Consider the following 23,177-nt stretch of genomic DNA (forward strand, 5'->3'; position numbering starts at 1 on the left):
TCTACTAAATGAATAAGAATATCTCTTTTATCACTGGAGGCAGTGATATCTAGAAAACATAACTCGTCCGCAAGGTTCTGTTCGTAAGCTACAGCAGATTCTACAGGATCACCTGCATCCACTAAGTTTACGAAATTGACTCCTTTAACGACCCTACCGTCTTTTATATCGAGGCAGGGAATGATCCTTGCGGCGAGTTCGCTCATCGGATTGTTTCGGGCAATTCTACTTTGGCCGCCCAATCCGAGATCATTTTAGCAAAACCGAATATTTTATCTTCTCCCAAAACCGGAGCTGTGATCTGTAATCCGATCGGAAGTCCTTTGGAATCTTTGCCGATCGGTACAGACATTGCAGGAACTCCTGCCAAATTCACCGAAGTAGTTAAAATATCTGCCTTATACATTTGGATCGGATCAGAAGTTTTTTCTCCTACGGTAAACGCGGTTGTAGGAGAAGTCGGCTGTAGGATCAAATCAACTTTGGAAAAATAACCTTCGTATTCCTTTTTGATCAGAACTCTTGCTTTCTGAGCTCTTCCATAATATGCGTCGTAATAACCTGCGGATAAGGAGAATGTTCCAAGAAGGATCCTTCTTTGAACTTCTTTACCGAATCCTTCGCTTCTACTTGCAACGTATAGATCTTCTAGTTTTCCTGTAGGATCTTTTCTTTGCCCGAAACGAATTCCATCAAATCTAGATAGATTCGAAGAACATTCCGCCGTCGCGATGATATAATAGATCGGGATAGAATTAGATAGAAGAGAAAAATCCAAATCTACGAGTTTCGCTCCCTTAGATTCCAATTCGGAAAGAAGTGATTCGTAAGCCTTTGCGACATCCGGTTCGATCTCGGATGTCATTTTCATTTTACCGATCCTTAATCCGTTCCAAGGAAGTTCTTTCACATTAGAAGGATCGAATGCAGGAATATTTTTCGAAGTAGCATCCTTAGGATCTTTTCCGGAAATGATAGAATACACATCGATCACACCTTCTATATCTTTGGAAAGTGGCCCGATCTGATCTAAACTGGAAGCATAAGCTACGAGACCGTATCTTGAAACAGTTCCATATGTAGGTTTCAACCCATAGATCCCGCAAAGAGAAGCAGGCTGTCTAACCGAACCTCCAGTATCCGATCCTAAAGCGACCGGAACAAAGGAAGCAGCAACTGCGGCGGCAGAACCTCCGGAAGATCCTCCGGGAATACGTGTAGTATCAAATGGATTTTTCGTAATTTGATACGCGGAGTTTTCGGTAGAAGAGCCCATTGCAAACTCATCCATATTTGCTCTAGGGATTAATACGAAACCTTTTGCTAAAAGTTTTTCGATCGCAGTCGCATGAAAAGGAGAACGATAATTTTCCAAAATTTTGGAAGCACAACTTGTAATCGTATTCTCGATACAAATATTATCCTTCACTCCGATCGGAATCCCGTCAAATTCGGATAAGGCTTTTCCTGATTTTCTTCTTTCAGTACTTTCAGAAGCCGCTTTTAAAATGGATTCCTTTTCCCAAGATAAGAACGCTTTAATTTTAGTATCTTCTGCTTCTACTCTAGAGATCAAAGATTGAACTAGTTCGGTCGGAGTGAATTCTCCGGAATTTAATCCTTTTTTGATTTCAGAATATTTTAATTTCCAAAGTTCTTTCATGTTTCGATTACCTTAGGTACTACAAAATACCCGTTTTGGAAACTAGGAGCAAAGGATTCTATTTGAGAACGATTCAGCCCTTCTACAACCTTATCGGGACGAACTGAATTTCCTTCGTTCGGATATAGCTCTTCGTCAGATACTGAACTCACATTTAATTCTGTGATCGTATCCACGTAGTTCAGGACTTTATTAAAATCCGAAAGAAAGTTTTGGATATCCTTCGGATCAATTTTGAGCCTAGATAGCTCTGCGATTTTTTGAAGGGATTCTTCATTTAGGTTCACGGCCTTCGTTCTCCTTTCCCCTTAATATGCATTCTTATCCAACACACCTTTAAGAGGTGTAAGTAGGATGATCTTAATATCCAACCAAAGAGACCAATTTTCTATATAAAAGATATCGGCGTCGATCCTATCATCGATGGAAGTGTCTCCTCTGAGACCTTTCACTTGTGCAAGACCGGTAATTCCCGCCTTGACAGCATGCCTTCTCATATAATGTCTATGATCCGTTTTGAATTTTTCGACAAAATGAGGTCTTTCGGGCCTCGGACCCACGACAGACATGTCTCCTAAAAGCACATTAAAAAACTGAGGTATTTCGTCAAGGGAGGTCTTTCTTATGATCTTGCCGATTGTAGTAACTCTCGGGTCATTCTGGACAGTCCAAGTAGTCTCCGACTGGGCCTTCGTTTGGACTACCATACTTCTAAATTTGATCATCTTAAAACTTTTATTATCCAGACCTACTCTCTCTTGGTAATAGAAAACCGGCCCTCTGGAAGTAAGTTTTATGAGTGCTGCCAGGATTAAAAATACGGGAGAAAACAGTACAATAAAGAATAAGGAGAATAAGATATCAAAACTTCTTTTAATTACCCTATTATAGCCTAAACGTACAGGAATATTTCGGATAGAAATGACCGGAAGCCCGTCCATTTCATCCACTCTACCTTTTGCTTTGATAAACTCTTGGAAACCTGGAATCACTTTTAAATCGATCCCTTCCGTGTCGCAGGCATCTAAAACCGCTTCCAGAAAATCTCCTTCTGCGTTATTCAAAGCGTAAACGACCAAATCAGGTTTTGTCTCGGAGAGAACTTTTTCTATCTTTTCCGTCTTACCGAGTATTTTCATATCCTTACGAAGAGCTTTTGAATTTCCGGAACCAACATAACCTATGATCTGGTATCCATAGATCTGATGCCTTTGTACGGAATCCGCAAAACGGGAAGCGGTCTCTCTCACTCCGATCACAAGTACTCTTCTTAAATTATATCCCTTACTTCTCAGATATCTTAAGAATTGACGGGCAAGAAGATGTAATACTCCGATCGATACAATATTGGTTCCTGCAAATACGAGGATGAAGGATCTGGAGAATCTTTCGCTTCCAAAATCTCCTCTGAAAAAGAATAACAGGGAAAGAACGAATAGAAGATTTAAGAATACTCCTCCAATGATCGGAAGAAATTCATCCAAAAATGAAAGCCCTCTTCTTGGATGATAGAGATCTATGAATAGAAAAACGACTACTTGGGATACGGAAAGAACGGAAGCTAATATAAAGTAACTTCCTAGGTCGATATAAGATCTATCTATGCCTGTAGGATCTCCTATATAAAATCTTAGGAGGAATGCGAATACACAACTTCCCAAGGAAAAGACCAAATCCAAGGAAACGAATAATAATTTAAAAGTTTGGCTTCTTTCTTTCAGCATTTTATTCGGACTCAACTCCTTCCGTATAACCTGCCCTAAACGGACGTTTTCTAAACCTGAATAGACGGATCCTGGAAAGTTGAGCTGAATCTTCCTGCCCCAAACTGAAATCAGTTAAAGAAATAGAGAAAAATATCGATTGGTCGTAAAAAGTAACCTGGCTCGCACCGGTTGTTCCTCCCGGAACGGATCTCAGATCACTACTTAAACCTAATCTAAAATTCATAGTATGCAAATTATATTTTAGAACAGCCATTGCACGGTTGACGTTCATCGCAGTGGTTTGTCTAGCTTGGGTCCCGTTTATTCCGGAACCATTCAAGATATCCTGGCCCAAATTGGTAGGATTCATATTCATAGAAGTGAACGGAGAAGTAGGATCCGTGTTCAGGATATATCTTTGATAATAATAATTATCCGTTTGATTCGTATATCTCCAAGGCTCCGTGACCCTGGAATCGATTTCAGCCTCAATACCGAATTCTCTTGTAATATCAATACTCGCCTTAGCGTATATTCTATAATTATCCATCATAGAAGCATAATATATATGATACCATGTCCCGCCGACCTCAAGCTCTCGTATATATCTCAAGAAAGGAAGTCTAAATCCTCCCATCTTATAAGAAAGAGTGAAGTTATTGGACAAAGGGCGATGCAGAGGAGTATGATATACAAAATCGTTATTAAAGAATAATCCGGTGTAAAAACTCCTTTTTTTCTCCAGAAGTGTCCTTTTCCTTTTACTGAAACCTTCCAAGAAATCGATATGACCCGCAAAACGGAAAACCGTGTAATACCATCTTTCCTGGCTTGTAGGCTGAGGTTGATATTCATCCGAAAAAGTCCTGAGATCTCGAATCGTCTTAAGAGAGATCTCAAAATTTTCCAAAGCATAACTTTCCAAGGAAAGTTCCAACTCATGCTGTCTATTTTTCATCAGGATCGGATCCTGTAATTCAGGCTTCTCCGCTTCCAATTTACGGTAAGTAGTATTGAGAAATAAGATCGGCGCTCCGATCCTTAAATTCGTATTCGTTCTAAAATATTGGTAACTGTCCCTCGCAAGACTTCTTTCCAAAGAAGTAAAATTCGTAGAAACAGTATCCGTATTTCCTGCAGGAAGTTGAGCAGACTGTTTTTTGGCTCCATAATAAATACTCGGTGCCAGGGAAACATAACTTCCAAAATTCATGGAAGTCCTAAATCCCATTTCTCCCTGTAAGAAAGCTTGGGTTCTAAGTAGATTGTCCTTATAATCCCCGTTAGGATTATCGTAACTTCCGTCGGATGTAGGGATCTTCAATTTATCCTGAGTAGGAACACCATAAAATCTTAATAATGTATTCGTTAAATACACATCCCAATACACGGGAGTTTCAAAATGAGGAAGTCTTGCGATCTCGGAACTATTTTTGATCGTAACGGAAGGCAAAACGTCTACCGTAGGAAAATATCCGGACTTAGTTAGAGGAGATAAATTATAGAAGAGCATATTTCTCTTCATATTGATATTTACCGAAAGATCTCCCCTATTCTCAGTATAATCCAATTTCCACTCTAAGTTATTTCGCACATATCCGTAACGGACATCTCTGAATGTGTACAAAGATTGCAAACTATTGCTTGGCTGGTATCTATTCCCGTATTCATATTCGAAAAGACGGTTCGTAAAATTTTCATATTGAATGGAAAGGTTTCGGGTAACGTCTTTTTCCGTATTATTCATCTTCGAATTCAGAAAGATTCGTCCCTTCCACCATGGATCTCGATCTTCTCCGATATTCGGGATATTGGTTCCCCAATAATTTCCCTTGTCCACTTGGTTCGTAACTGCACTTGTTCCGAGTCCGTAGTTCGCAAATCTATCTTCAAAGCCGGTAGTGATCTGATATGCCTTATGGTTCGCATAACCTATATCGATCAAATAATTGAGGTTTGCACTCTGCCTCCACATTTCCATTTGGAATGCTTGGCCAGTTTTCTCGTAAAAGTCCGCTCTGAACTTGTATCCCATAGGAGTCCAAGACCAGGTTGGGATTGTGGACCATTGAAGGGAGTTTTGGATAAAAAGTCCTTGGGTATTATTCTTACCTGCTTGGGTGGTCCAACCGTTGCCTAAATTATTATTATAAAAGAAAGGAAGCCAAAATACAGTCGTACCTCCAACTTGGAACCTTACGTTAGTTCCTACAACAGTACGGTCTTGGTAGAGCACAACCTTATCTACTTGGAATGAATAATGGGGTTTCTCCGCATTACACGCCGTGAAATATCCCATTTCCAGCATATAACGTTTATCATCCAACTTTTTGACCTTCTCACCGAAGAAGTAAGCTGGAGCCACTGTCCCTTTCGTATTATAGACAACACCCTTATCTAGTCTATAATCATAGATGAATTTATCGCCGGTAATTTTGGCACGACCGTCTTCGAATTTGATCCCACCTTCAGCATAAACTTCTTGGCGATCCGAATCCACTGAGATCGTTTCCGCTTCAAGAGTCCCGGATCTAAGTTTGATACGAACTCTTCCCCGCAAAACAAGGACTCCACCCTTGGTTTGGTCCACACGCATGAGTTCCCCTTCTGCGGCGTTCTCGATCACCATTGGCAAGTCTTTCTTTGATGTTCCGGCTAACGCGGCGAGATCAGGTTTATTGTCTTCCTTCTCACCTAATGCTGCCTTTAATCTTTTACGTCTGGTATAAATGGAGCCTTCTCTAGAAAGTCCAAGATTTTCGAGTTGCTCGTCTACTTCTCTTTCACTCAAAACTTCTATCGATTTTGAGAGAAGACGGTTTCTAGTCTTTACTACGGAACGTCCGGTGTCGTCTTCCGAGTTTGGATCGTTGCCGGAACTACGAGGGCCTAGGTCGACCGGTTGCCCCCAAAGCAAATTAGGCAAAAAAAGTAAAAATAGACAATTTCGGATCCAGGGGCGCATTCCGATCTAAGCCACACTATCGTGTCGGGTCAGTCCTGCATCACTAATTTATATAGGGTCAACACGCCAATTCCTAGGATTATTCGATACCAACCGAATCCCGTAAAAGAATGGCTTTGGAGATACTTTAAGAACCATTTGATCACGAAAAAACAAAGTAAAAATGAGGCTAAAAAACCTAAGCTTAAGATGGGTAAATTGTCCAAATTCAGAATGGCTCTATGCTTATATAGTTTATAAGCGCTAGCTATGAAGAGGACCGGAACAGCTACGAAAAAGGAGAATTCGGCCGCGCTACGTGTGTCTTTCCCTAAAAATCTTGCAGTTACTATAGTTGCCCCCGATCTAGAAACCCCGGGAATCAATGCGAGACATTGAAAAATCCCGATTAGGATCGCATCTTTTGTTCCTACAGGCTCGCTTTCCCTAACTTTCGCTCTTCTTTGGAACCAGAACTCCGAGATCAAGATCAGGATCCCACCGAATAACCAAGCTCCACCTAAAATCGCTAAAATATCTTCTCTCGCCTTGATCGTATCTAAAAATTTCCGAAACAAAAACCCAGCGGCGAGGATCGGCAAAAATCCGATCACTACCCGAGTTAAGAAAAGAAATCCCTCTTTATTCTCTTCTTTACGAAGAAGAAAACGGACTGCGGAACTTCCTTGGTCCCAAAACTTCTTTCTATACAAGATCACTACGGAAAGGATCGCGCCACTTTGGATAAATATATCGAAAAGATCGTCGAAATCTGCCCCTTCCGAAAAAGGAAAGAATGAGGAGAATAAGAAAAGGTGTCCTGTGGAGGACACCGGTAAGAATTCCGTAATGGCTTCAATCACACTACGGAAGATTGCGTTTAGATATGAATTCAATTCGTTGAAATATATTCTGATTACTTATTCGCTTCTGGCGCCGGTGTTGGAGTAGCCTCCGGAGCCTTGGTCTCCTCGGCACTAGGAGTCGGGGTCTCGTCCTTTTTAACATCCGGGAAAGTGAACTCTTTATCCAGATATTTTTCCAGATCGAACTTATCATTATGTTTGATCGCTACGGTTTCTTTGATCCTATCTAGAACGGACTTATAAACCTCTTCGGATTTTTTTCCTTTGATCTGAGCTCTTGCAGCATCATAACACTGCTCCAGAGTAAGAGCTTCTGCTTGTTTATACTTTGCGCGAAGTTCTTGGCAACCGTAAGCTAACTCTTGCTCGGTGATCTTAATTCTGGATTCGATCTGTTCAGCGATATACATTCCGTAGATCAGCTGCATTTCTTGGAATTTTAGAATTTCTTTAATATCGGATCTTTTGCTGAAACCACTTTTGTCTGCTGCGGATTTAACAACCATCATCTCATGATAACGATCGAAAAACTTTCTTTTTCTAAATTCGTTCCTTAATTGAAGGAAGCTTTGAGGAACTTTACTTTCTTCTTCGGTTAAAAATTTAATTACGTTCTTCTTTTCGATATTTTGAGTACGGCTTAGAGTATCCAAAGCGGTATCGAAAGCGCTTTCGAAACTTGCTGTAGTGATCTTATTACCATCGATTGACTCGATAACAGGGGTTCCGTCCCCGCAATAAACGAATGAGAAAAAAGTTAAGAGTAAAGTGAAAGAGAAATATAGCCGTTTCATCTGTGTTGGAATTCCTACGCAAAAAATAGGAGAACCGGCCCTGGCGTCCATTACTTTTTGTCGGGTAACATTTCGGTTAGGAAGTACACAAGTTTCACAAGTTTGTCCTTTTGGTTCGCTTTTCCCGGAACGTAGACAAGCACATTCGGTTCTCTAGGATTCATGGTCAGACCCATCCTAGCCGAGATCAAGTTTACAATTTTGTCATAACTTCCCAAGAAATGGGCTCCTAATTTTAACCGGATCTCTTCCCCTAATTCGGATACGGACTCGAAACCTAAAGCTGAGGCAAGTGTGCGGATCTTTTCCAACATTAAGAAAGTTTTTGCCTCTTCCGGAGGTTCTCCGAAACGATCGGTCATCTCCTGAGTCACTTCATCAATCTCTTCCAGATCTCTCGCGCCTTCGAAACGTTTATAAAATTCTATTTTCTGTCTTGTATCCGGAATATAAGATTCAGGTATAAAGAAATTCGAATCTAAATTTATCGCTGTGCGAACTTCGATCTTGACCTCTTCTCCTTTAATCCTTGCAATCGCCTCTTCCAACATTTGCACGTATAGATCAAAGCCCACTTCCATAATATCGCCGGACTGCTCTTTTCCTAAAAGATTTCCGGCTCCTCTGATCTCCAAGTCCCTCATTGCAACTTTGAATCCAGAACCCAATTCCTGGTATTCGTAAATTGTATTCAGACGTTTTTCCGCGTCTTCAGTTACTACTCTGTCTTTAGGAAGTAGAAGATACGCGAATGCCTTTCGGTCACTTCTTCCTACCCTACCTCTAATCTGATAGAGCTGAGAAAGCCCAAATAAATCTGCTCTTTTAACGATCAAAGTATTCACATTCGGAATATCGATCCCGGATTCAATGATCGTAGTAGTAACTAGAATGTCGAATTTTCTGGCATAAAAATCCACGAGAGTTTCTTCTATCTCTTCCTCAGTCATCTGACCGTGAAGAACTCCGATCGCCGCTTCCGGAACGATCTCATTCAATCGTTTGGTCTCTTGTTCAATCGATTCCACTCTATTATAAAGATAGAATACTTGACCCTCTCTCGCAAGTTCGTTGCGAATCGCGTCTCGTAGGACTTCCTCGTCCTCTTCTATTATATAGGTTTCTACACTTTGCCTATTCTTGGGAGGAGTTGCGATGATGGAAAGTTCTCTGATCCCGGTCAAAGCCATATGTAAAGTCCTAGGGATCGGGGTCGCCGTAAGAGTAAGCACATCCACTAAATTTTTCATCTTCTTAATGGATTCTTTATGATTCACTCCGAATCTCTGCTCCTCATCTATGATGAGAAGTCCAAGGTTTTTAGGTTGAACGGAATTCGCAAGAACCGCATGAGTTCCGATCACCATATCCACTTTTCCGGCAGAATAACGCTTTAGAACGTCTCTCGTTTCCCCGGGAGTCCTCAATCGAGACACTAACTCCACAGTAATCGGATAATTCTCGAACCTCTTCTTCATATTATTATAATGTTGTAATGCGAGAATGGTTGTAGGAGCAAGCATTAGGATCTGTTTGCCGGCCATCGCCACTTTAAAAGCGGCCCGGATCGCAACTTCTGTTTTTCCGTAACCTACGTCTCCGCAGATCAAACGATCCATAGGTTTCTGTGATTCTAGATCTTTTTTAACAGCTTCGATCGCTTCTATCTGATCAGGAGTTTCTTCGTATTCGAATTCAGCTTCGAACTCCTCCTGATAGATCGTATCAGGAGGAAAAGAATATCCTTGGAGTTTAATCCTATTCGAATACATACGGACCAGATCTTCAGCGAGTCCTTCGACAGCCTTTTGGACTCTGTCCTTGGTTTTTTTCCAAGTGCTTTTCCCTAGACTATCTAATCTCGGCCTCTCCGTTCCTCCGATGAATCTTTGGACAAGAGAAATTTGGTCCAAAGGAACAAATAACGTGTCTCCGCCATAATATTCCAGTTTTAGAAAATCTCTTTCCTTCCCTCCGGCGTTGACTCTTTCAATTTTTAGAAATTTACCTACGCCATGGTTTACGTGAACAACAAAGTCTCCTTCTTTTAGATCTAAGAAACTTTGTATCGCTTTGCTATTTTGTTTTTTAAAACGGGTCTTACGTTTATATTCTCTTCCGAATACATCGTTCTCGGAAAGAAATAGGACTTTCTCTTCTTCCCAAATAAAACCGTTCCGGATTTCAGAAACGACTAAATAAACATTCTGCCCGGATTTAGAAGGAAATAAAATAGGCTCAGGCTCTCCCTTTTCTGAATTTAGGAGACTAATACCTTCCGATCCAAAAAGTCCCAAGAGCCTTTGGGTTTGGGCTTCGAAAGAAGAGGTCAAAATGATCTTCCAACCTTCTTCTTTTTTTAATTCTCCGATCTTTTCCCTAACTTCCCTGATCTTTCCTTTAAATGCTGGAGCCTCTTTCAAAGGACAGATAATATCTTCCGGCTTAGAAGGAGGAAGTTGAGTAAAAGAGATCCCTTGTGCATTTTCCACAAGTTCGGATTCTTCGATGTCTCTTAGTAAATAAGAAGGTGGAGCACATAAGATCTCGGCACTTCTTTTTTCATAGAGAGAAGCATATTCTCGGAGCAAATGGGAATATCTTTCTTTTACGCCGTTAGCATCCGGAAATATAAGCCCGGGCTTTGATTTAAAAAAAGATAATATTCCTTTATTCTCCCGGACCATTGGGATCAATTCTTCATAATAAGTCCCACCCGAACTATCCGGCACCTCGGGAAGATGTAAGGATTTATCAGCATTTAAGATCAGATCTCTATACTGCTCTTTCTGCTTATCAGTAAGTATAAATTCGTCCGCGGGAAGAAGGAATGCTTCCTGCAAATTTTCCAAAGATCTTTGGGTTTCCGGATCGAATGTTCGTATCGATTCCACTTCGTCCCCAAAAAAATCGATACGGATCGGATCTGACGAAAAAGAGGAAAATACATCCAAGATCCCGCCCTTGAGACTGAATTCACCGAATGCCTCACACATATCCACACGATGATAACCTAATCGAACGAGCTCCCTCATAAGATTGTCGGGTTCGATCTCTTGGTTTAGCTTAACAGTTAGGGATCTCTCTTTTAGTGCGGAGGCTTCCGGGAGAGTTTTCAAAAAACCGGACACGGAAGTAAAAACTAAGACCTTTTCTCCCGAAAGTATCCTCGCCAATGCTTGGATCCTTTCTCGCTTCATTTCCTGAGGATAACGTAAATATTCGTAAGGCAAAACTTCCTGACCGGGAAGATAACATACAGAATCCGGATCCAAATAACTCAGACTTTCTCTATATAAGAACTCCGCCTCCGTATTCGTAGGAGAGATCACCACTTTCGAATTTTTCTGTGACTGAAAAAGAACGGAAGTAAGTAAGGAATGCACGGAACTCGGAACAGAAGAGATCTTTGATCTTTCTTTCGTGTCAGAAAGAATATTCTCTAAAGGTTTTTTCCAATCGGCAGGAGCGGAAGAAACTTTCGACATAAGATTAAGATACCCGAACGGTTATATTATCGATCAATCGGACCTGCCCTAAAAATGCAGCTACAGCAAGCAAGACTTCCCCTTTTAAAATATGCAATTCTTCTAATGTATCTGCATTTAAGATTTCCAGATAATCCGTAGTAATTTTGGAAGAAGAATCCAAAACGTCCTTCATCACATTCAAAACTTCCTGAGGATCTTTCTCTCCTCCTCGGATCTGGCTTTCTCCTAAACGTAATGCTCGACTAAGTAGTAACGCTTCTTCTTTCTCCGAATCTGTCAGTCTTGCATTTCTAGAACTTAAAGCCAAACCTTCCGGAGAACGAACAGTATCGACTCCGATGATCTCCATAGGAAATCCCAAAGCCTTTACGAAATCTTTTACGATCAAATATTGCTGATAATCTTTTTTCCCGAAGTAAGAACGATCTGCAGGGATCGAATGGAATAAACGAGAGAGCACTAGAAGAACTCCCTCGAAATGCCCAGGCCGAGTTATCGCATCCAAATTTTTCATCAGATGTGGGATCTTAAGCTCGACCTCAGGAATTCCACCCGGATACATCGTATCTTTTTCAGGAAGGAAAACTAGATCCACTTTAGATTTTTTGCAAATTTCCAGATCACCTTCGGTATTCACCGGGTATTTTGCATAATCCTCCGGATCGTTGAACTGGGCTGGATTTACAAAAATAGAAACTACAGTTTTGGAATTTTCGGAAGAAGATCGAACGAATAAATTCGCATGTCCCTCATGCAAAAAACCCATCGTAGGAGCAAATCCTACAGAAAGTTTTTGCGATTTCCAAGAAAGGATCTGTTCTCTAACTTCGTTTGGGTCCTTGGATACGATCATAAATTGCCGTTATTTGGAAGTCTTACTTTTACAGAATTTCCATGTTCTTCATCCAAACCTTCGAATTCGGAGAGAACCTTTACATAAGGGTATAATTTTTCCAAAGAGTCCCTGGTAACTTCCTGATAAGTCACTCTTTTTAAGAAAGTAAGAACTCCTAGAGAAGAAAAGATCCTACTTCCTCCAGCCGTTGGAAGAATATGATTCGTACCACTGATATAATCTCCCATGGCAACAGGAGAATAAGGCCCTAAAAAAACGGAACCTGCGTGAGTAATCTTAAGAAAAAGTTCCTTATAATTCCTAGTTTGGATCTCCAAATGTTCAGGGGCATAAAGATTAGAAAAAGAAACACAATCTTCTAAATTAGGAAATACTAATATCCAGCTCTCATTTTCGATAGAAGCTCTTTTGATCGATTCTCTCTTAGGTCTCTCTTTTAAGGCCTTGTCGATCTCATCAGAAACTTTATTAGCAAATTCCATAGAATCAGTACAAAGTATCGCTGCAGAATCTTCTCCGTGTTCCGCTTGAGAAAGTAGGTCCGCAGCAACCCAATTCGGATTTGCAGAATCATCCGCTATCACAAGGACCTCACTTGGGCCCGCTGGACTATCGATCCCGATAATCCCCTGTCCGCTCAAAATGATCTTAGCCGCAGTTACGAATTTATTCCCAGGCCCGATCACAAATTCGGAACGAGGAATTGTTTCCGTTCCGTACGCCGCTGCCGCAATTCCTTGGGCACCACCCACAGTAACGATCGCGTCCGCACCTGCAATCTTTGCCGCCGCATAAAGACCGTCCGGGATCCCTTCCTTTTGAGGAGGAGTTACGATCTGAATATGTTTAACTCCCGCAATTTTTGCAGGGATCACTCCCATAAGAATGGTAGAAGGATATAATGCTTTTCCGCCAGGAGCATAAACAGTGACGGATTCGATTGGAGTATAACGAATTCCTAAAGTGTTTCCGGAAATATTGACGTCCAGATCTTTAGGGATCTGAGCCTTATGGAATTCCTCTATATTCTCTTTGGCTTTTTCCAATGCGGAAACAAGTTCCGAGTCCGCTTTTCCTTTCCACTCAGAGATCGGATGCACAAAATGATCCGGACGGACGCCATCAAATTTTTGGGTAAGCTCGTATACCGCAGAGTCCCCGCCTTCTCTAACCCGGTCCAAAATAGGACGTACCAAGGACAAGGTATCATTTAGATCCTGTTTTGCCCTTTGGAGGATCGGTTCAAAGGAAAATCCCTTACCTACTTCCCGGATACGAATGCTCATAAGGACATTTTTTTTCTTTGCCCTGACTTCGCATCCCGAAAATCCTGGGAACTCTTTTAAAGCCGTATGAAAGTTTTCTGTCTCAACTGCAATGGTATTCGATCTGCCTGGGGAAAAGGCCTAGGAGATGTTCTCTCTTCCGAAAAACCGGATTTTGTTTGTTTCCAAGAAACCAAGGCCCAACCGGACCAATTAAGTCCTGAAATTTGGGAATCCTTAGGTTACAAAGCCTATTTTCATTCAGCGGAGAAGAAGGGCTACTCAGGGGTTTCTTTATGGACGAAGAAGGAACCTAAAAAAGTAACCTATGGACTCGGCATAGAAGAATTCGATAGAGAAGGAAGAAGTGTCTTAGTGGAATTCGACTCTTACGCGATATGGACGGTCTATTTTCCTTCCGGAACAACGGGTGATGTGAGACAGGCTGCAAAAATGAGATTCTTAGAAGAATTTCTGAAAATCTCCGCCAAATTAAAGAAGAAACATTCGAACTTGATCCTATGCGGAGACGTAAACATCGCTCATACGGAAAGAGATATCCATGATCCAAAGGGAAATGCAAAAAATAGCGGTTTCTTACCCGAAGAAAGAGCCTGGGTTACTAAATTTCTTTCAACTGGTTGGATAGATAGTTTTAGGGAATTATATCCGGATAAACAAGAATATACTTGGTGGACTTTTCGTGCAGGAGCAAGGGGAAATAATAAGGGATGGAGGATCGATTATTTCTTCGTTACTCCGGAACTAAAATCAAAACTGAAAAAGCTGACAGTTAAAAAAGACCCATTGCTATCAGACCATGCAGCGATGATCTTAGAAGTAGATCTTCCTAAGAAATAAATTATTTTTTCTTAGGAAGAGTTAACTCTATTTTAGGAAGATTCTTTTTTAAAAATTCAGAAAGTTCCGATTCGAATACTAAAACTGTATCCGTAATTCTTTCAGGAGATTTGGAGCGTACTACTTTCTTATCCAAAAGTTTTCCGGAGAATAACAAAGGATCTTTCCAAAAAGGAACACGAATCTCGATGACTGCGTTTGTTCCTTCCGGATCCGGATGAAAACGATCTAGAGTAAAACTTAAAGCAGTACCCTCGATCCCCTCCCAGGTTGCTGAAAAATCCCCGGAGGAAGAATGCACCTGTACCGGAACCTTAACGGTCTCAAAAAACCTGTTTTTGAATTCCTGAACTATTTTATCCAATAAAGCCATTTCTATCTCTATATATCGTTTATTAAGTTATAAGACTTAGTGCAACGCAAACAAATTTCCATTTTTGGAAAAAAAATGCAAGGATTGGCAGGAAAAATCTAGAAAAAACGGGTGATTCGAACTTAGGTCGTTATGCAAAGAGCTTGTATAAGTTAATCCGAAATCATTAGCCTATAATCGGATCTCTCGAATACGGACCTTCTTTAAAGTAAGAACTACAAATTTGCCTCTCAGGTTTTCTCCTTGGTTTTGAAGAAGAGTGGCAATAGCATCCGGAATTTTTTGGAAATCTTTTGCGTGATATCTTAAGAATATAATTCCGTTTAAGGTTTGTTTATGAGCGAAGACCCACTCTCCGAAGTCCTTATCCAGAGTGAGTAAGATACAATCTAACTTGTAAGTCAAACTAACAATTTGCGAATCCTTAACTCCCCTGCAGTCTTCTAAGATAGAAAAAACTTTGTATCCTGACTCTCTTAACTTTCGGATAATTCTAAAATCAACATTTTCATCTGCCAGTAACTTAACCGGCAACTGTGATTTCCTTAGATTCTATATCGCTTGAATAAGAGAGACAGGCTTGGATATCTTCCTTTGAAATTCCAGGATATGCTTCCAAAAGATCTTGGATACTCATTCCTTCAGCAAGACGTTCTAATATTAGATCAACAGAGAGCCGAGTATGTTTGATCACTGGCTTTCCTAACATAACCTTAGGGTCAGCGCTTAAACGCTCTTCATAACTCATATTTGAAATTTATGATATTTTCGATCTTTTCACAAGTGTTTTTTATTAAAATCAAGCTTAGTTCTCGGAATATCGTTTCCAGAATTCAAATAATAAGGAAAACAATTTATCAGGAACTTCCAATGGAAGAAAATGCCCGGCATTATAGATACTATGAAATTCGTAAGGCGCCCGGAAAGAAGATCCTAAATTATCAAACATAGAAGTTGATATACAATGATCTTCACTTCCACTTAAAAGAATTGTAGGCACAGAAATTTTTCGAAATATTAATTCTCTACTTCGATTCCAATCTCTAAATGAATCTGGAGTAAGAAGCCCTCTGTAATATCCGAGTGCGGTTTCTAAAATTTTTGGATCTTTCAGGTTTTGATTGATCTCCCTAAATCTTTCTTCAGGCAAAACCCAGTTTGGGCTCCAATCTCTCCATAATTTTCTTAAAAAATCTCCCTCTTGGATAGATCTCTCTGGGATCCCAAATCTAAATTGGAAAAATAGAATATACCAACTTCTGAAAATTTGAGATGGATTAAATGCCAGATTTTTTATGAACACAGGTAACGGAGGAACGGATAATAGAGCAAGAACATCGAACGATCTAGGGGATAAATTCGCGAGAGAAGAAGCGATGATACTTCCCCAATCATGACCGATGATAAATATCTTTTCCGGTTTCTCCTTCTTACGGATCGCTTCTAACAAAGAATCGAGATCTTGGGCTAGATCTGCGATAGAGACAGTTTTATTCTTCCCTTCTCGGATATCGGAAGGGATCGATCCTTTTGAATAACCTCTTAAATAAGGAGAATAACAAGTAAATCCTACTTCGGAGAATTTCTCCATTAAGGGTAGAAAAGAGGCCGCATCATCCGGAAAGCCATGTAGGAATAACGCCAGTTTTTTTCCCTTTCCCGATTTTAGCAGATCGAACTCTAAGCCGTTCGCTTGAAGTTTATTTTTTTCAAATTCCATCTCTTCCTCTATATAGAAGCAAGATTTTAGGATTCTAAGATGGAAGTCTATTGGAAAGGAAGAAGATCTTAAAATTTGTAGTAGTTCCTACAAATCTGCCTTAAGAGTAAATTGTACTTTGATTGCGGCCCGCTTCTTTGGATTTATATAATGCTTTATCTGCTTCTTCTAAGAAATTTTTAGGCTCTTTGTCCTCTTTACCTGACAATCGAGTGCTGATCCCGATACTTACTGACACAAAGGGAGAAGTTTCAGAAGCTTCATGAGGGATCTTCAGATCCTGGACTCGAGTCCTGATATTTTCAGCGACTAATAGCGCTTTTTCAGAATCTGTTTCCGGTAATATGACTGCAAATTCTTCCCCGCCATAACGTGCCGGAAAATCCCCTGCTCTTCTTGCAGTAAGTTTTAGTATCTCTGCAACTTTGCGGATACATTCATCACCCGCTTGGTGACCATAGGTATCGTTGTATTTTTTAAAAAAATCAATATCCAATAAAAGTAATGAAATCGGTTTTTCGGAACGACAGGCTCTTTTCCATTCTACTTCTAAGATCTCATCGAAAAATCTTCTGTTCCAAATCCCGGAAAGACCATCCGTTCTAGATACTCTCAATAAAGTTTGGTATGCTTCAGAAAGTTTGTCGGTAATTTCTTCGAGGTCCCTTTCTCTTTGTTTTCTTTGGAGCATCTCATGACGGAGACGTAGAGTAGAACGCACCCTCGCTCTTAATTCATGCGCGTCAAAGGGTTTTGTAACGTAATCAATTGCACCCAATTCGAATGCAGATTCTAAAGTCTGTGTATCATGGATGGCTGTGATGATAATGACAGGAAGATCAGAAAATTCTTCTTTAGAACTTAAGGTGCGTAGAATGTCGAGGCCGTTCATTCCACCTGGAAGTAAGATGTCCAAAAGTAATAGGGAAATTTCTTTTTTGTTTTCGGGTTTTCCCTGTAGTCCCAACCATTCCAATGCCGTTTCCGGAGACTGAGTAGAAATTACGTCCCCGTACCCTGCTTTTTTCAGGATCCTTTCGACGAGTAGACAGTTTTCAGGAGCATCATCTAAAATGAGAATTCTGTCCACTTCCGCGATGTTTGCGCTAGTTTCGCTTTTTTCTTTCGTAGGTCCGAACATCTTTCTCTTGTTAATTCATCCGACGAGAGTTTCCAAAAAGAGCTACTTTCCGGGAAGAATTTTCCAAAGCTAATCCAAAAGTTCCGAAAAGAAAGCGGTTTTTTTTGTTCGATGCAACCTATTTTAGGCGACGAAAACCGGTTTCCAAGATAATTTAGTGAGGCTTTGAGGGGGTTCCATTGGAACAAAAAATATCTAGAAAACAAATTTTAGGCCTGACGGGTGCCGCTGTCGCGACCTTAGCAAGCAACTCGGTTTTCGCTCATGATCATGGAGATAAAAAAACTTCTAAAAAGAAATCCGAAAAGGCTCCAGTCAATGCAGGTTCTGCGATTGAAGCTGCTTCCGCTTGTATTTTAAAAGGTAGGATTTGCATCAATATGTGCGTGGATTTTTTGGCGGAAGGTCATAAGGAGATGGCGGATTGCCTAAGAACCGTCGAAGAGACGACTGCCCTTTGTGAGGCATTCGTTACCATCTCTTCCCTAAAGTCCCCTGCCACTAAAAAATTGGCCTCTCTTTGCCTTGAGTCCTGCGAAAGATGTGCGGCTCAATGTGATAAACACGCAGATCATCACGAGGAGTGTAAGGCTTGCTCCGAAGCATGTAAATCCTGCATCTCTGAATTCAAAAAACTTTTAGCAGCTTAATAGCTGAATTCTATTTGGAATCGGGTTCCCGGTGCTGCAGTATTAATATCCAATTTTGCCTTTAGCTGTTTGGATAAGATCCTAATAAGTTGCAAACCTAAAGTCTCTTTGGATTCAATCTGCGGATAATCCGGGATCCCTTTACCGTCATCTCCTACCACTAATAGAAAAACTCCGTTTTGGAATTTGGCCTTAATATAAAATTGCCCCTGCTTTTTCTCCTGATAAGCATACTTGATAGAATTTGTTGCAATCTCGTTGATCATCATTCCGATCGGAAGAGCTTTTTCTACCGCCAAACTTAATTGTCCTACATCAATTTCTCTTTTGATCTCGGATCCGATCCCGTAAACATTCCATAAATTATCCAAAAGTTTATCCACATAAGATCTAAGACCGATCTCTGCTAAACTCTTAGAATTATAGAGTTCATTATGCACGAGCGACATTGAGTATATTCTACTTTCAGTATCTTTTAATTCTCGAGTAACTTCCTTGTTTTTAGCATAATTTGCCTGAAGGTTCAAGAGGCTCGCCATGATCTGCAGATTATTTTTTACCCTATGATGTATTTCCTGCAAAAGAGCTTCCTTATCTCTCAAAGACTGTAATAAAGAATCCTCCGACTGTTTCCATTTAGTCATATCGACTAGGATCGCAAGCACCACCTCTTTGCCTTGTAGTTGGAATCGATAAGAAGTGATTTCCATAAGCAATGGAAGACCATCCTTAGTCCTATGTACATGTGTCTCCGGAATATTTTTACCATTTTGGACCGGAGCATATCTTCTATCTTCTTCTACTCCCGCTTGCCCTACAAATAGTTCTGAAAATTTTATCCCGAGTAACTCTTCTCTATCGTATCCGTAAATCCTTTCGGTCTCTTGGTTCAGATCCAAGATCCGTTCAGAATCGAAATTATAAAGTAAGATCGGATGAGGATTATGTTCGAATAGAAGTCTGTATCTTTGTTCATTCTCCTTAATTAAAAAAGCCTGCTCTTCTAATTTGGATAACATGTCCTGCCTTTCAATTGCATATAGAACGGATCTAAAAAGAAGATGAGAATCAAATCTTCCTTTGATCAGATAATCCTGGCCTCCGGCCTGTAAGGCTTCCATGGCCATATTTTCGTCTTCTGTTCCAGAACAGATCACGATCGGGATCTTAGGAAATGCCTTCTTGATCGTTTCAAATCCGTCTAGACCGAAACTATCCGGCAAAGAAAGATCCAAAATAATACAATCCACTTCGTCTCCGTATTCACGTAGGAGATCCAACGTATCGGAAATTGTCATAGAATGTTTTAAACGTATCCCGGAAGGATCCGCTTCTTTCAAAAAGATCTCAAACAAACGAGAATCATCCTCGTTATCCTCTACCACTAAAATTTGTTTTACCCGGACGGATACTACTCTTGCGTTCATTTAGGAGGCAACCTCGTAGTTTGGAACCAATAGATACGTAATGTGTCCATTGCTTCCAAAAAGTTTTCGTATTCCACCGGTTTCTGTATATATGAGTTCGCGTGAAGATTAAAAGTGGCGATAATATCCCTTTCCGATCCTGAAGTAGTAAGAACTACTACAGGGATCCTTTTGTATTCCGGATCGGATTTCAGCTCTTCTAAAACTTCTAGTCCGTTCTTTTTGGGAAGATTCAGATCCAATAAGATCAAGTCGGGACGTTCCGCCCCAGTAAACTCACCTTCTCCCTTCACAAAATCGATCGCTTCCTCTCCGTCCTTTGCCACAAACAGACGTTTTTCGGATTTCAGATCATTTAAGGCTTCCATGGTAAGACGAACATCCGCCGGATTGTCTTCCACGAGAAGTATATCGAAATATTTTTTGGAAGAAGGACGCATTCTTTAAACCCCAGGTAATGTGAAGGAAAACTCGGAACCTCTTCCTACGGAAGATTGGACCCAAATTTTTCCACCATGATTTTCCACGATCTTTTTGCATATAGACAACCCGATCCCAGTACCTGGATATTCCGATCGTGCATGCAATTTTTGGAATATAATAAAAATCCTATCGAAATACTTGGAGTCCATTCCGATCCCATTGTCCGATATTGAAAATTCCAGATTACCTTGATCCTGTTTTACAGAGATACGGATCTCCGGTTTACGATTTGGAGACCTAAATTTGATCCCGTTAGAAATTAAATTACTGAATAATCTACGGATCTGATCCCTATCCGCATTTATTTCCGGAAAAGTACCGCTTAAGGTCAGTTTAGTTTCGCTTTCTAAAATGATAGAGGATAAGTCTTTAAGGACTTCTTCCAAAACTTCGTTTGTATCCACTTTGGATCTATGAACTGAATCAGAACCAACTCTAGAATAACTAAGCAAACTTTCTATCAACCCCTGCTGTCTTTTTGCAGCTTCCACCGCCACCCGGATGAATTCTTTCATTTCCGGTTTGATCTCTTCCGAAAATTTTCTCTCTAATAATTGAAGATAACTCGCAATCGTCCTAAGCGGTTCCTGAAGATCATGGGAGGCGATATAAGCAAATTGTTCCAACTCCTTATTTGTTTTTGCGAGTCTTACCAGGGCTTCTTCTAAAGATGTCCTAGCTTCTACTTTTTCGGATATATCCCGATTCACCATGATCAGGCCAGGAACTAGATAACCTCCGGCTCTGATCTTTTTAAAATTGCTTTCTACTGAGATTTTTCTGCCTGACCTGAGAGTATGTATCAGTTCTCTTTTAGAAGCTCCATCCCTATCCCAGTCCTCCATTGCCTCCTTATAATTTTGGTCGGAAATCCAATCCTCACTAAACATGGAAGTATAATGTTTTCCTAAACATTCCCCCTCTTCCACCTCGTATAATTTCGCTGCATAACTATTGTAATAAGTGATATTTTGTTCACCATCGATGGAGATGATAGCGTCGTTCACTTGAGAGATTACCTCTAAATTAAAACTATTCTCCCTTTGCATTTTAACACGCTCGGTAACATCCATACCGGAAACTAGGACCGAATCCATATCATGAAAGCGGATTGGAGAAGATACAATATCCAGATACATTGAAGTTCCGTCTTTTCTAAGATGTTTCATCTCAGGAAAGGAATTCTGGCCTTCTTTTAATGTTTTAATTGCCTGAAAAAGAAACGGTCGATCTTCTTCCGGCCTAAGGTCGGAGATCTTCATTTTTAGGAACTCTTCTTCCGTATAACCGTAACTTGCGATCGCGGTTTTGTTTACTGCTAGGATATTTAGGGAAGTTCGTTCGAACACGAACATGATCTGAGGATTATTTTGAAATAATCCTCTATACTTTTCTTCGCTTTGTTTGAGCCTATTCTCGTATTCTAAACGATCCGAAATATCATAAACAATTCCTAATATTTCTTGTACTTCCCTTTTACGATTGAACCTAGGATACATCCTGGTCTCTAAGAGAAGATTATTCATGGAACTATGATAGATACTCTCTTCTCCGCTCAATGCGGCTCTAAACGCGTCCATTACTTCCGGACGGTTTCCTGCTCTCTCGAATATCGTCTTTCCCACTATCTCTTTAGAATTAATCTTAAGGCGTTCTAGACCTTTTCCGTCGGCGAGTATGATCTTTCCTTCCGGAGAAATGGAAAATATGACTACAGGCAATGCACCTATAATCGTTTGAAAATCTATAGTACGTTTTTCTAATATTTCTTCCGCGATTATTCTTTCGGTTATATCTAAGGAAATCCCTACGGTCCCATGGATTTTTCCGTCTTCTCCCATTGCAGGAGAAAGCCTTACAGCAAAATGCCTTCCTAAAAATTCTATCTCCGCGCTGATCTCTCTTCCGTGAAGAGCTAATTGTAATGCTTCTGTTTGGCTTAACTTTCTAAGAGTTCCGTCTTCTTCTCGGATCTCTGCATTCCATTGATGTTCTACAAAATTTGTTCCTACAAATGCGCTGGAATCTAAGCCCAGCATATCTAATGCCTTTCCCGACGCGAAATCGATTCGCCCGGTTTCATCCGTAGAAAATAAAACGATAGGAGAACTTCTGAGAATATAGTTGAGTAAGGACTTTGGATCTTCCGACTCTATCGCAGTTTGGAATGTCTGAAACCTTGAACTCATAAGAGACCCCAACCCGGAATTAATTTTCCGGGAGGAACTCTTAATTATGGCGAAATATAGATATTTTCAAGTATATTTCGTTTTTTTGTGTATTTTGCCACATCTATGTCCCGTAAGGGATGATGCTTATACAATTTCTATTTTTTCAATCACAACCGGTTGTAAAGGGCGGTCCCCTGGAGCAGTCGCAGTTTCAGAAATTGCCTGAACTATGTCTTCTCCGTCGCTCACATGTCCGAAGACTGCATGACGATTATCTAAATATAAATTATCTCTTACATTGATGAAGAACTGAGAGCCTCCGGTATTCGGTCCAGCGTTCGCCATGGAGATAGTATACTTTTTGTTTTTCAGATCCGGATGAAATTCATCCTGAATTTTATACCCTGGTCCACCGGTTCCTGTCCCATTTGGACATCCACCTTGGATCATAAAGTTTGCGATGATCCGATGAAAAACAAGACCATTATAAAAGCCTTTTTGAGCTAGCTGAATGAAGTTTCCTGCAGTGATCGGAGCCTTCTCATCTTCCAATAAAACAGAGAACTCTCCCCGATTGGTAATAAACTTAGCAGTTGCCATAGGTACCTCAAAATCCAGATTCTATCCAGTATCCAAGCAATCAACTAAATCAGATTTTTTTAGAGCGAAAGAACGCATTCGACTTGTTTTCAATATAGAAGGCCGATGTTCCGATAATTTAACAGAGGATTTCCAGAATCTACTTTCCGCTAGACGGTTTGATTTT

The 23,177-nt window shown here is 40.5% G+C and carries 21 protein-coding genes; 2 read left to right on the forward strand and 19 right to left on the reverse strand.

Features of this window, described 5'->3' with window-relative positions; all coding sequences use genetic code 11:
• The 10 genes from EHQ64_RS18605 to hisD all read right to left on the reverse strand — a co-directional run.
• The coding region (locus EHQ64_RS18605) for a HisA/HisF-related TIM barrel protein (RefSeq protein WP_246048843.1) at positions 1 to 206 on the reverse strand (206 nt) is incomplete at its 3' end.
• The gene (gatA, locus tag EHQ64_RS18610) at positions 203 to 1,663 is read right to left on the reverse strand and encodes an Asp-tRNA(Asn)/Glu-tRNA(Gln) amidotransferase subunit GatA (protein ID WP_135651308.1); all 1,461 of its coding nucleotides are present in this window, start codon (positions 1,661 to 1,663) and stop codon (positions 203 to 205) included. The genes gatA and EHQ64_RS18605, both read right to left, overlap by 4 nt.
• Complete coding sequence (gene gatC, locus EHQ64_RS18615; protein WP_135651309.1) at positions 1,660 to 1,950, reverse strand: Asp-tRNA(Asn)/Glu-tRNA(Gln) amidotransferase subunit GatC; 291 nt, start codon at positions 1,948 to 1,950, stop codon at positions 1,660 to 1,662. Before gatC ends, gatA begins: the two co-directional genes overlap by 4 nt.
• 21 nt (positions 1,951 to 1,971) lie before the next feature.
• The gene (locus tag EHQ64_RS18620; RefSeq protein ID WP_135651310.1) at positions 1,972 to 3,387 is read right to left on the reverse strand and encodes an undecaprenyl-phosphate glucose phosphotransferase; all 1,416 of its coding nucleotides are present in this window, start codon (positions 3,385 to 3,387) and stop codon (positions 1,972 to 1,974) included.
• A gap of 1 nt (position 3,388) precedes the next feature.
• Positions 3,389 to 6,334, reverse strand: coding sequence for an LPS-assembly protein LptD (locus EHQ64_RS18625; RefSeq protein ID WP_135651311.1), 2,946 nt, complete (start codon positions 6,332 to 6,334; stop codon positions 3,389 to 3,391).
• A 29-nt stretch (positions 6,335 to 6,363) separates the two neighbouring features.
• Complete coding sequence (uppP, locus tag EHQ64_RS18630; RefSeq protein ID WP_135651312.1) at positions 6,364 to 7,209, reverse strand: undecaprenyl-diphosphatase UppP; 846 nt, start codon at positions 7,207 to 7,209, stop codon at positions 6,364 to 6,366.
• A 20-nt stretch (positions 7,210 to 7,229) separates the two neighbouring features.
• On the reverse strand, positions 7,230 to 7,973 hold the full coding sequence (locus EHQ64_RS18635) for a lipoprotein LipL31 (protein ID WP_135651313.1): 744 nt from the start codon (positions 7,971 to 7,973) through the stop codon (positions 7,230 to 7,232).
• A 50-nt stretch (positions 7,974 to 8,023) separates the two neighbouring features.
• Complete coding sequence (gene mfd / locus EHQ64_RS18640) at positions 8,024 to 11,461, reverse strand: transcription-repair coupling factor (protein WP_135651314.1); 3,438 nt, start codon at positions 11,459 to 11,461, stop codon at positions 8,024 to 8,026.
• 4 nt (positions 11,462 to 11,465) lie between these two features.
• Positions 11,466 to 12,317: a pantoate--beta-alanine ligase gene (gene panC / locus EHQ64_RS18645; protein ID WP_135651315.1), complete on the reverse strand. Its 852-nt coding sequence runs from the start codon at positions 12,315 to 12,317 to the stop codon at positions 11,466 to 11,468.
• Positions 12,314 to 13,606 (reverse strand): histidinol dehydrogenase, encoded by a 1,293-nt coding sequence (gene hisD / locus EHQ64_RS18650; RefSeq protein WP_135651316.1) that lies wholly within the window; start codon positions 13,604 to 13,606, stop codon positions 12,314 to 12,316. The genes panC and hisD overlap by 4 nt, the downstream gene beginning before the upstream one ends.
• Before the next feature lie 66 nt (positions 13,607 to 13,672).
• Between hisD and EHQ64_RS18655 the strand changes: the two genes are divergently transcribed.
• Positions 13,673 to 14,446 (forward strand): exodeoxyribonuclease III, encoded by a 774-nt coding sequence (locus tag EHQ64_RS18655; protein WP_135651317.1) that lies wholly within the window; start codon positions 13,673 to 13,675, stop codon positions 14,444 to 14,446.
• A gap of 1 nt (position 14,447) precedes the next feature.
• On the opposite strand, the gene EHQ64_RS18660 is transcribed toward EHQ64_RS18655, so the two are convergent.
• From EHQ64_RS18660 to EHQ64_RS18680, 5 genes are all read right to left on the reverse strand, one after another.
• On the reverse strand, positions 14,448 to 14,819 hold the full coding sequence (locus EHQ64_RS18660) for a hypothetical protein (RefSeq protein ID WP_210410892.1): 372 nt from the start codon (positions 14,817 to 14,819) through the stop codon (positions 14,448 to 14,450).
• Positions 14,820 to 14,990: 171 nt separating this feature from the next.
• On the reverse strand, positions 14,991 to 15,353 hold the full coding sequence (locus tag EHQ64_RS18665; protein WP_135651319.1) for a DUF5615 family PIN-like protein: 363 nt from the start codon (positions 15,351 to 15,353) through the stop codon (positions 14,991 to 14,993).
• On the reverse strand, positions 15,343 to 15,567 hold the full coding sequence (locus EHQ64_RS18670; RefSeq protein WP_135651320.1) for a DUF433 domain-containing protein: 225 nt from the start codon (positions 15,565 to 15,567) through the stop codon (positions 15,343 to 15,345). Before EHQ64_RS18670 ends, EHQ64_RS18665 begins: the two co-directional genes overlap by 11 nt.
• Before the next feature lie 57 nt (positions 15,568 to 15,624).
• Positions 15,625 to 16,539: an alpha/beta fold hydrolase gene (locus EHQ64_RS18675; protein ID WP_135651321.1), complete on the reverse strand. Its 915-nt coding sequence runs from the start codon at positions 16,537 to 16,539 to the stop codon at positions 15,625 to 15,627.
• Positions 16,540 to 16,639: 100 nt separating this feature from the next.
• On the reverse strand, positions 16,640 to 17,629 hold the full coding sequence (locus EHQ64_RS18680) for a diguanylate cyclase (protein ID WP_210410894.1): 990 nt from the start codon (positions 17,627 to 17,629) through the stop codon (positions 16,640 to 16,642).
• A 230-nt stretch (positions 17,630 to 17,859) separates the two neighbouring features.
• On the opposite strand from EHQ64_RS18680, the gene EHQ64_RS18685 reads away from it, so the two are divergent.
• Positions 17,860 to 18,330 carry a four-helix bundle copper-binding protein gene (locus tag EHQ64_RS18685; protein ID WP_135651323.1) on the forward strand — a complete coding sequence of 157 codons (471 nt, stop codon included), beginning with the start codon at positions 17,860 to 17,862 and terminating at the stop codon, positions 18,328 to 18,330.
• Here the strand turns inward: EHQ64_RS18685 and EHQ64_RS18690 are convergent.
• The 4 genes from EHQ64_RS18690 to EHQ64_RS18705 form a co-directional block, all read right to left on the reverse strand.
• Positions 18,327 to 19,757, reverse strand: coding sequence for a histidine kinase dimerization/phosphoacceptor domain -containing protein (locus EHQ64_RS18690; protein ID WP_135651324.1), 1,431 nt, complete (start codon positions 19,755 to 19,757; stop codon positions 18,327 to 18,329). The two genes, EHQ64_RS18685 and EHQ64_RS18690, sit on opposite strands and share 4 nt — an antisense overlap.
• Positions 19,754 to 20,197, reverse strand: a complete 444-nt coding sequence (locus EHQ64_RS18695) for a response regulator (RefSeq protein WP_135651325.1) — start codon at positions 20,195 to 20,197, stop codon at positions 19,754 to 19,756. Before EHQ64_RS18695 ends, EHQ64_RS18690 begins: the two co-directional genes overlap by 4 nt.
• A gap of 3 nt (positions 20,198 to 20,200) precedes the next feature.
• Positions 20,201 to 22,429, reverse strand: a complete 2,229-nt coding sequence (locus EHQ64_RS18700) for a PAS domain-containing sensor histidine kinase (protein ID WP_135651326.1) — start codon at positions 22,427 to 22,429, stop codon at positions 20,201 to 20,203.
• Between the two features lie 126 nt (positions 22,430 to 22,555).
• Positions 22,556 to 23,011 (reverse strand): peptidylprolyl isomerase, encoded by a 456-nt coding sequence (locus EHQ64_RS18705; RefSeq protein WP_135651327.1) that lies wholly within the window; start codon positions 23,009 to 23,011, stop codon positions 22,556 to 22,558.
• Positions 23,012 to 23,177 lie beyond the last annotated feature (166 nt).

This window comes from Leptospira sarikeiensis (genome assembly GCF_004769615.1).
Lineage (GTDB): Bacteria > Spirochaetota > Leptospiria > Leptospirales > Leptospiraceae > Leptospira_B > Leptospira_B sarikeiensis.

Coding starts and splice junctions, on each gene's coding strand:
- EHQ64_RS18670 (WP_135651320.1), bottom strand. CDS start 15,567: ATGAGTTATGAAGAGCGTTTAAGCGCTGACCCTAAGGTTATGTTAGGA.
- panC (WP_135651315.1), bottom strand. CDS start 12,317: ATGATCGTATCCAAGGACCCAAACGAAGTTAGAGAACAGATCCTTTCT.
- mfd (WP_135651314.1), bottom strand. CDS start 11,461: ATGTCGAAAGTTTCTTCCGCTCCTGCCGATTGGAAAAAACCTTTAGAG.
- EHQ64_RS18635 (WP_135651313.1), bottom strand. CDS start 7,973: ATGAAACGGCTATATTTCTCTTTCACTTTACTCTTAACTTTTTTCTCA.
- EHQ64_RS18620 (WP_135651310.1), bottom strand. CDS start 3,387: ATGCTGAAAGAAAGAAGCCAAACTTTTAAATTATTATTCGTTTCCTTG.
- EHQ64_RS18705 (WP_135651327.1), bottom strand. CDS start 23,011: ATGGCAACTGCTAAGTTTATTACCAATCGGGGAGAGTTCTCTGTTTTA.
- EHQ64_RS18700 (WP_135651326.1), bottom strand. CDS start 22,429: ATGAGTTCAAGGTTTCAGACATTCCAAACTGCGATAGAGTCGGAAGAT.
- gatA (WP_135651308.1), bottom strand. CDS start 1,663: ATGAAAGAACTTTGGAAATTAAAATATTCTGAAATCAAAAAAGGATTA.
- EHQ64_RS18655 (WP_135651317.1), top strand. CDS start 13,673: ATGAAAGTTTTCTGTCTCAACTGCAATGGTATTCGATCTGCCTGGGGA.
- EHQ64_RS18675 (WP_135651321.1), bottom strand. CDS start 16,539: ATGGAATTTGAAAAAAATAAACTTCAAGCGAACGGCTTAGAGTTCGAT.
- EHQ64_RS18660 (WP_210410892.1), bottom strand. CDS start 14,819: ATGGCTTTATTGGATAAAATAGTTCAGGAATTCAAAAACAGGTTTTTT.
- EHQ64_RS18695 (WP_135651325.1), bottom strand. CDS start 20,197: ATGCGTCCTTCTTCCAAAAAATATTTCGATATACTTCTCGTGGAAGAC.
- hisD (WP_135651316.1), bottom strand. CDS start 13,606: ATGAGCATTCGTATCCGGGAAGTAGGTAAGGGATTTTCCTTTGAACCG.
- EHQ64_RS18690 (WP_135651324.1), bottom strand. CDS start 19,757: ATGAACGCAAGAGTAGTATCCGTCCGGGTAAAACAAATTTTAGTGGTA.
- EHQ64_RS18625 (WP_135651311.1), bottom strand. CDS start 6,334: ATGCGCCCCTGGATCCGAAATTGTCTATTTTTACTTTTTTTGCCTAAT.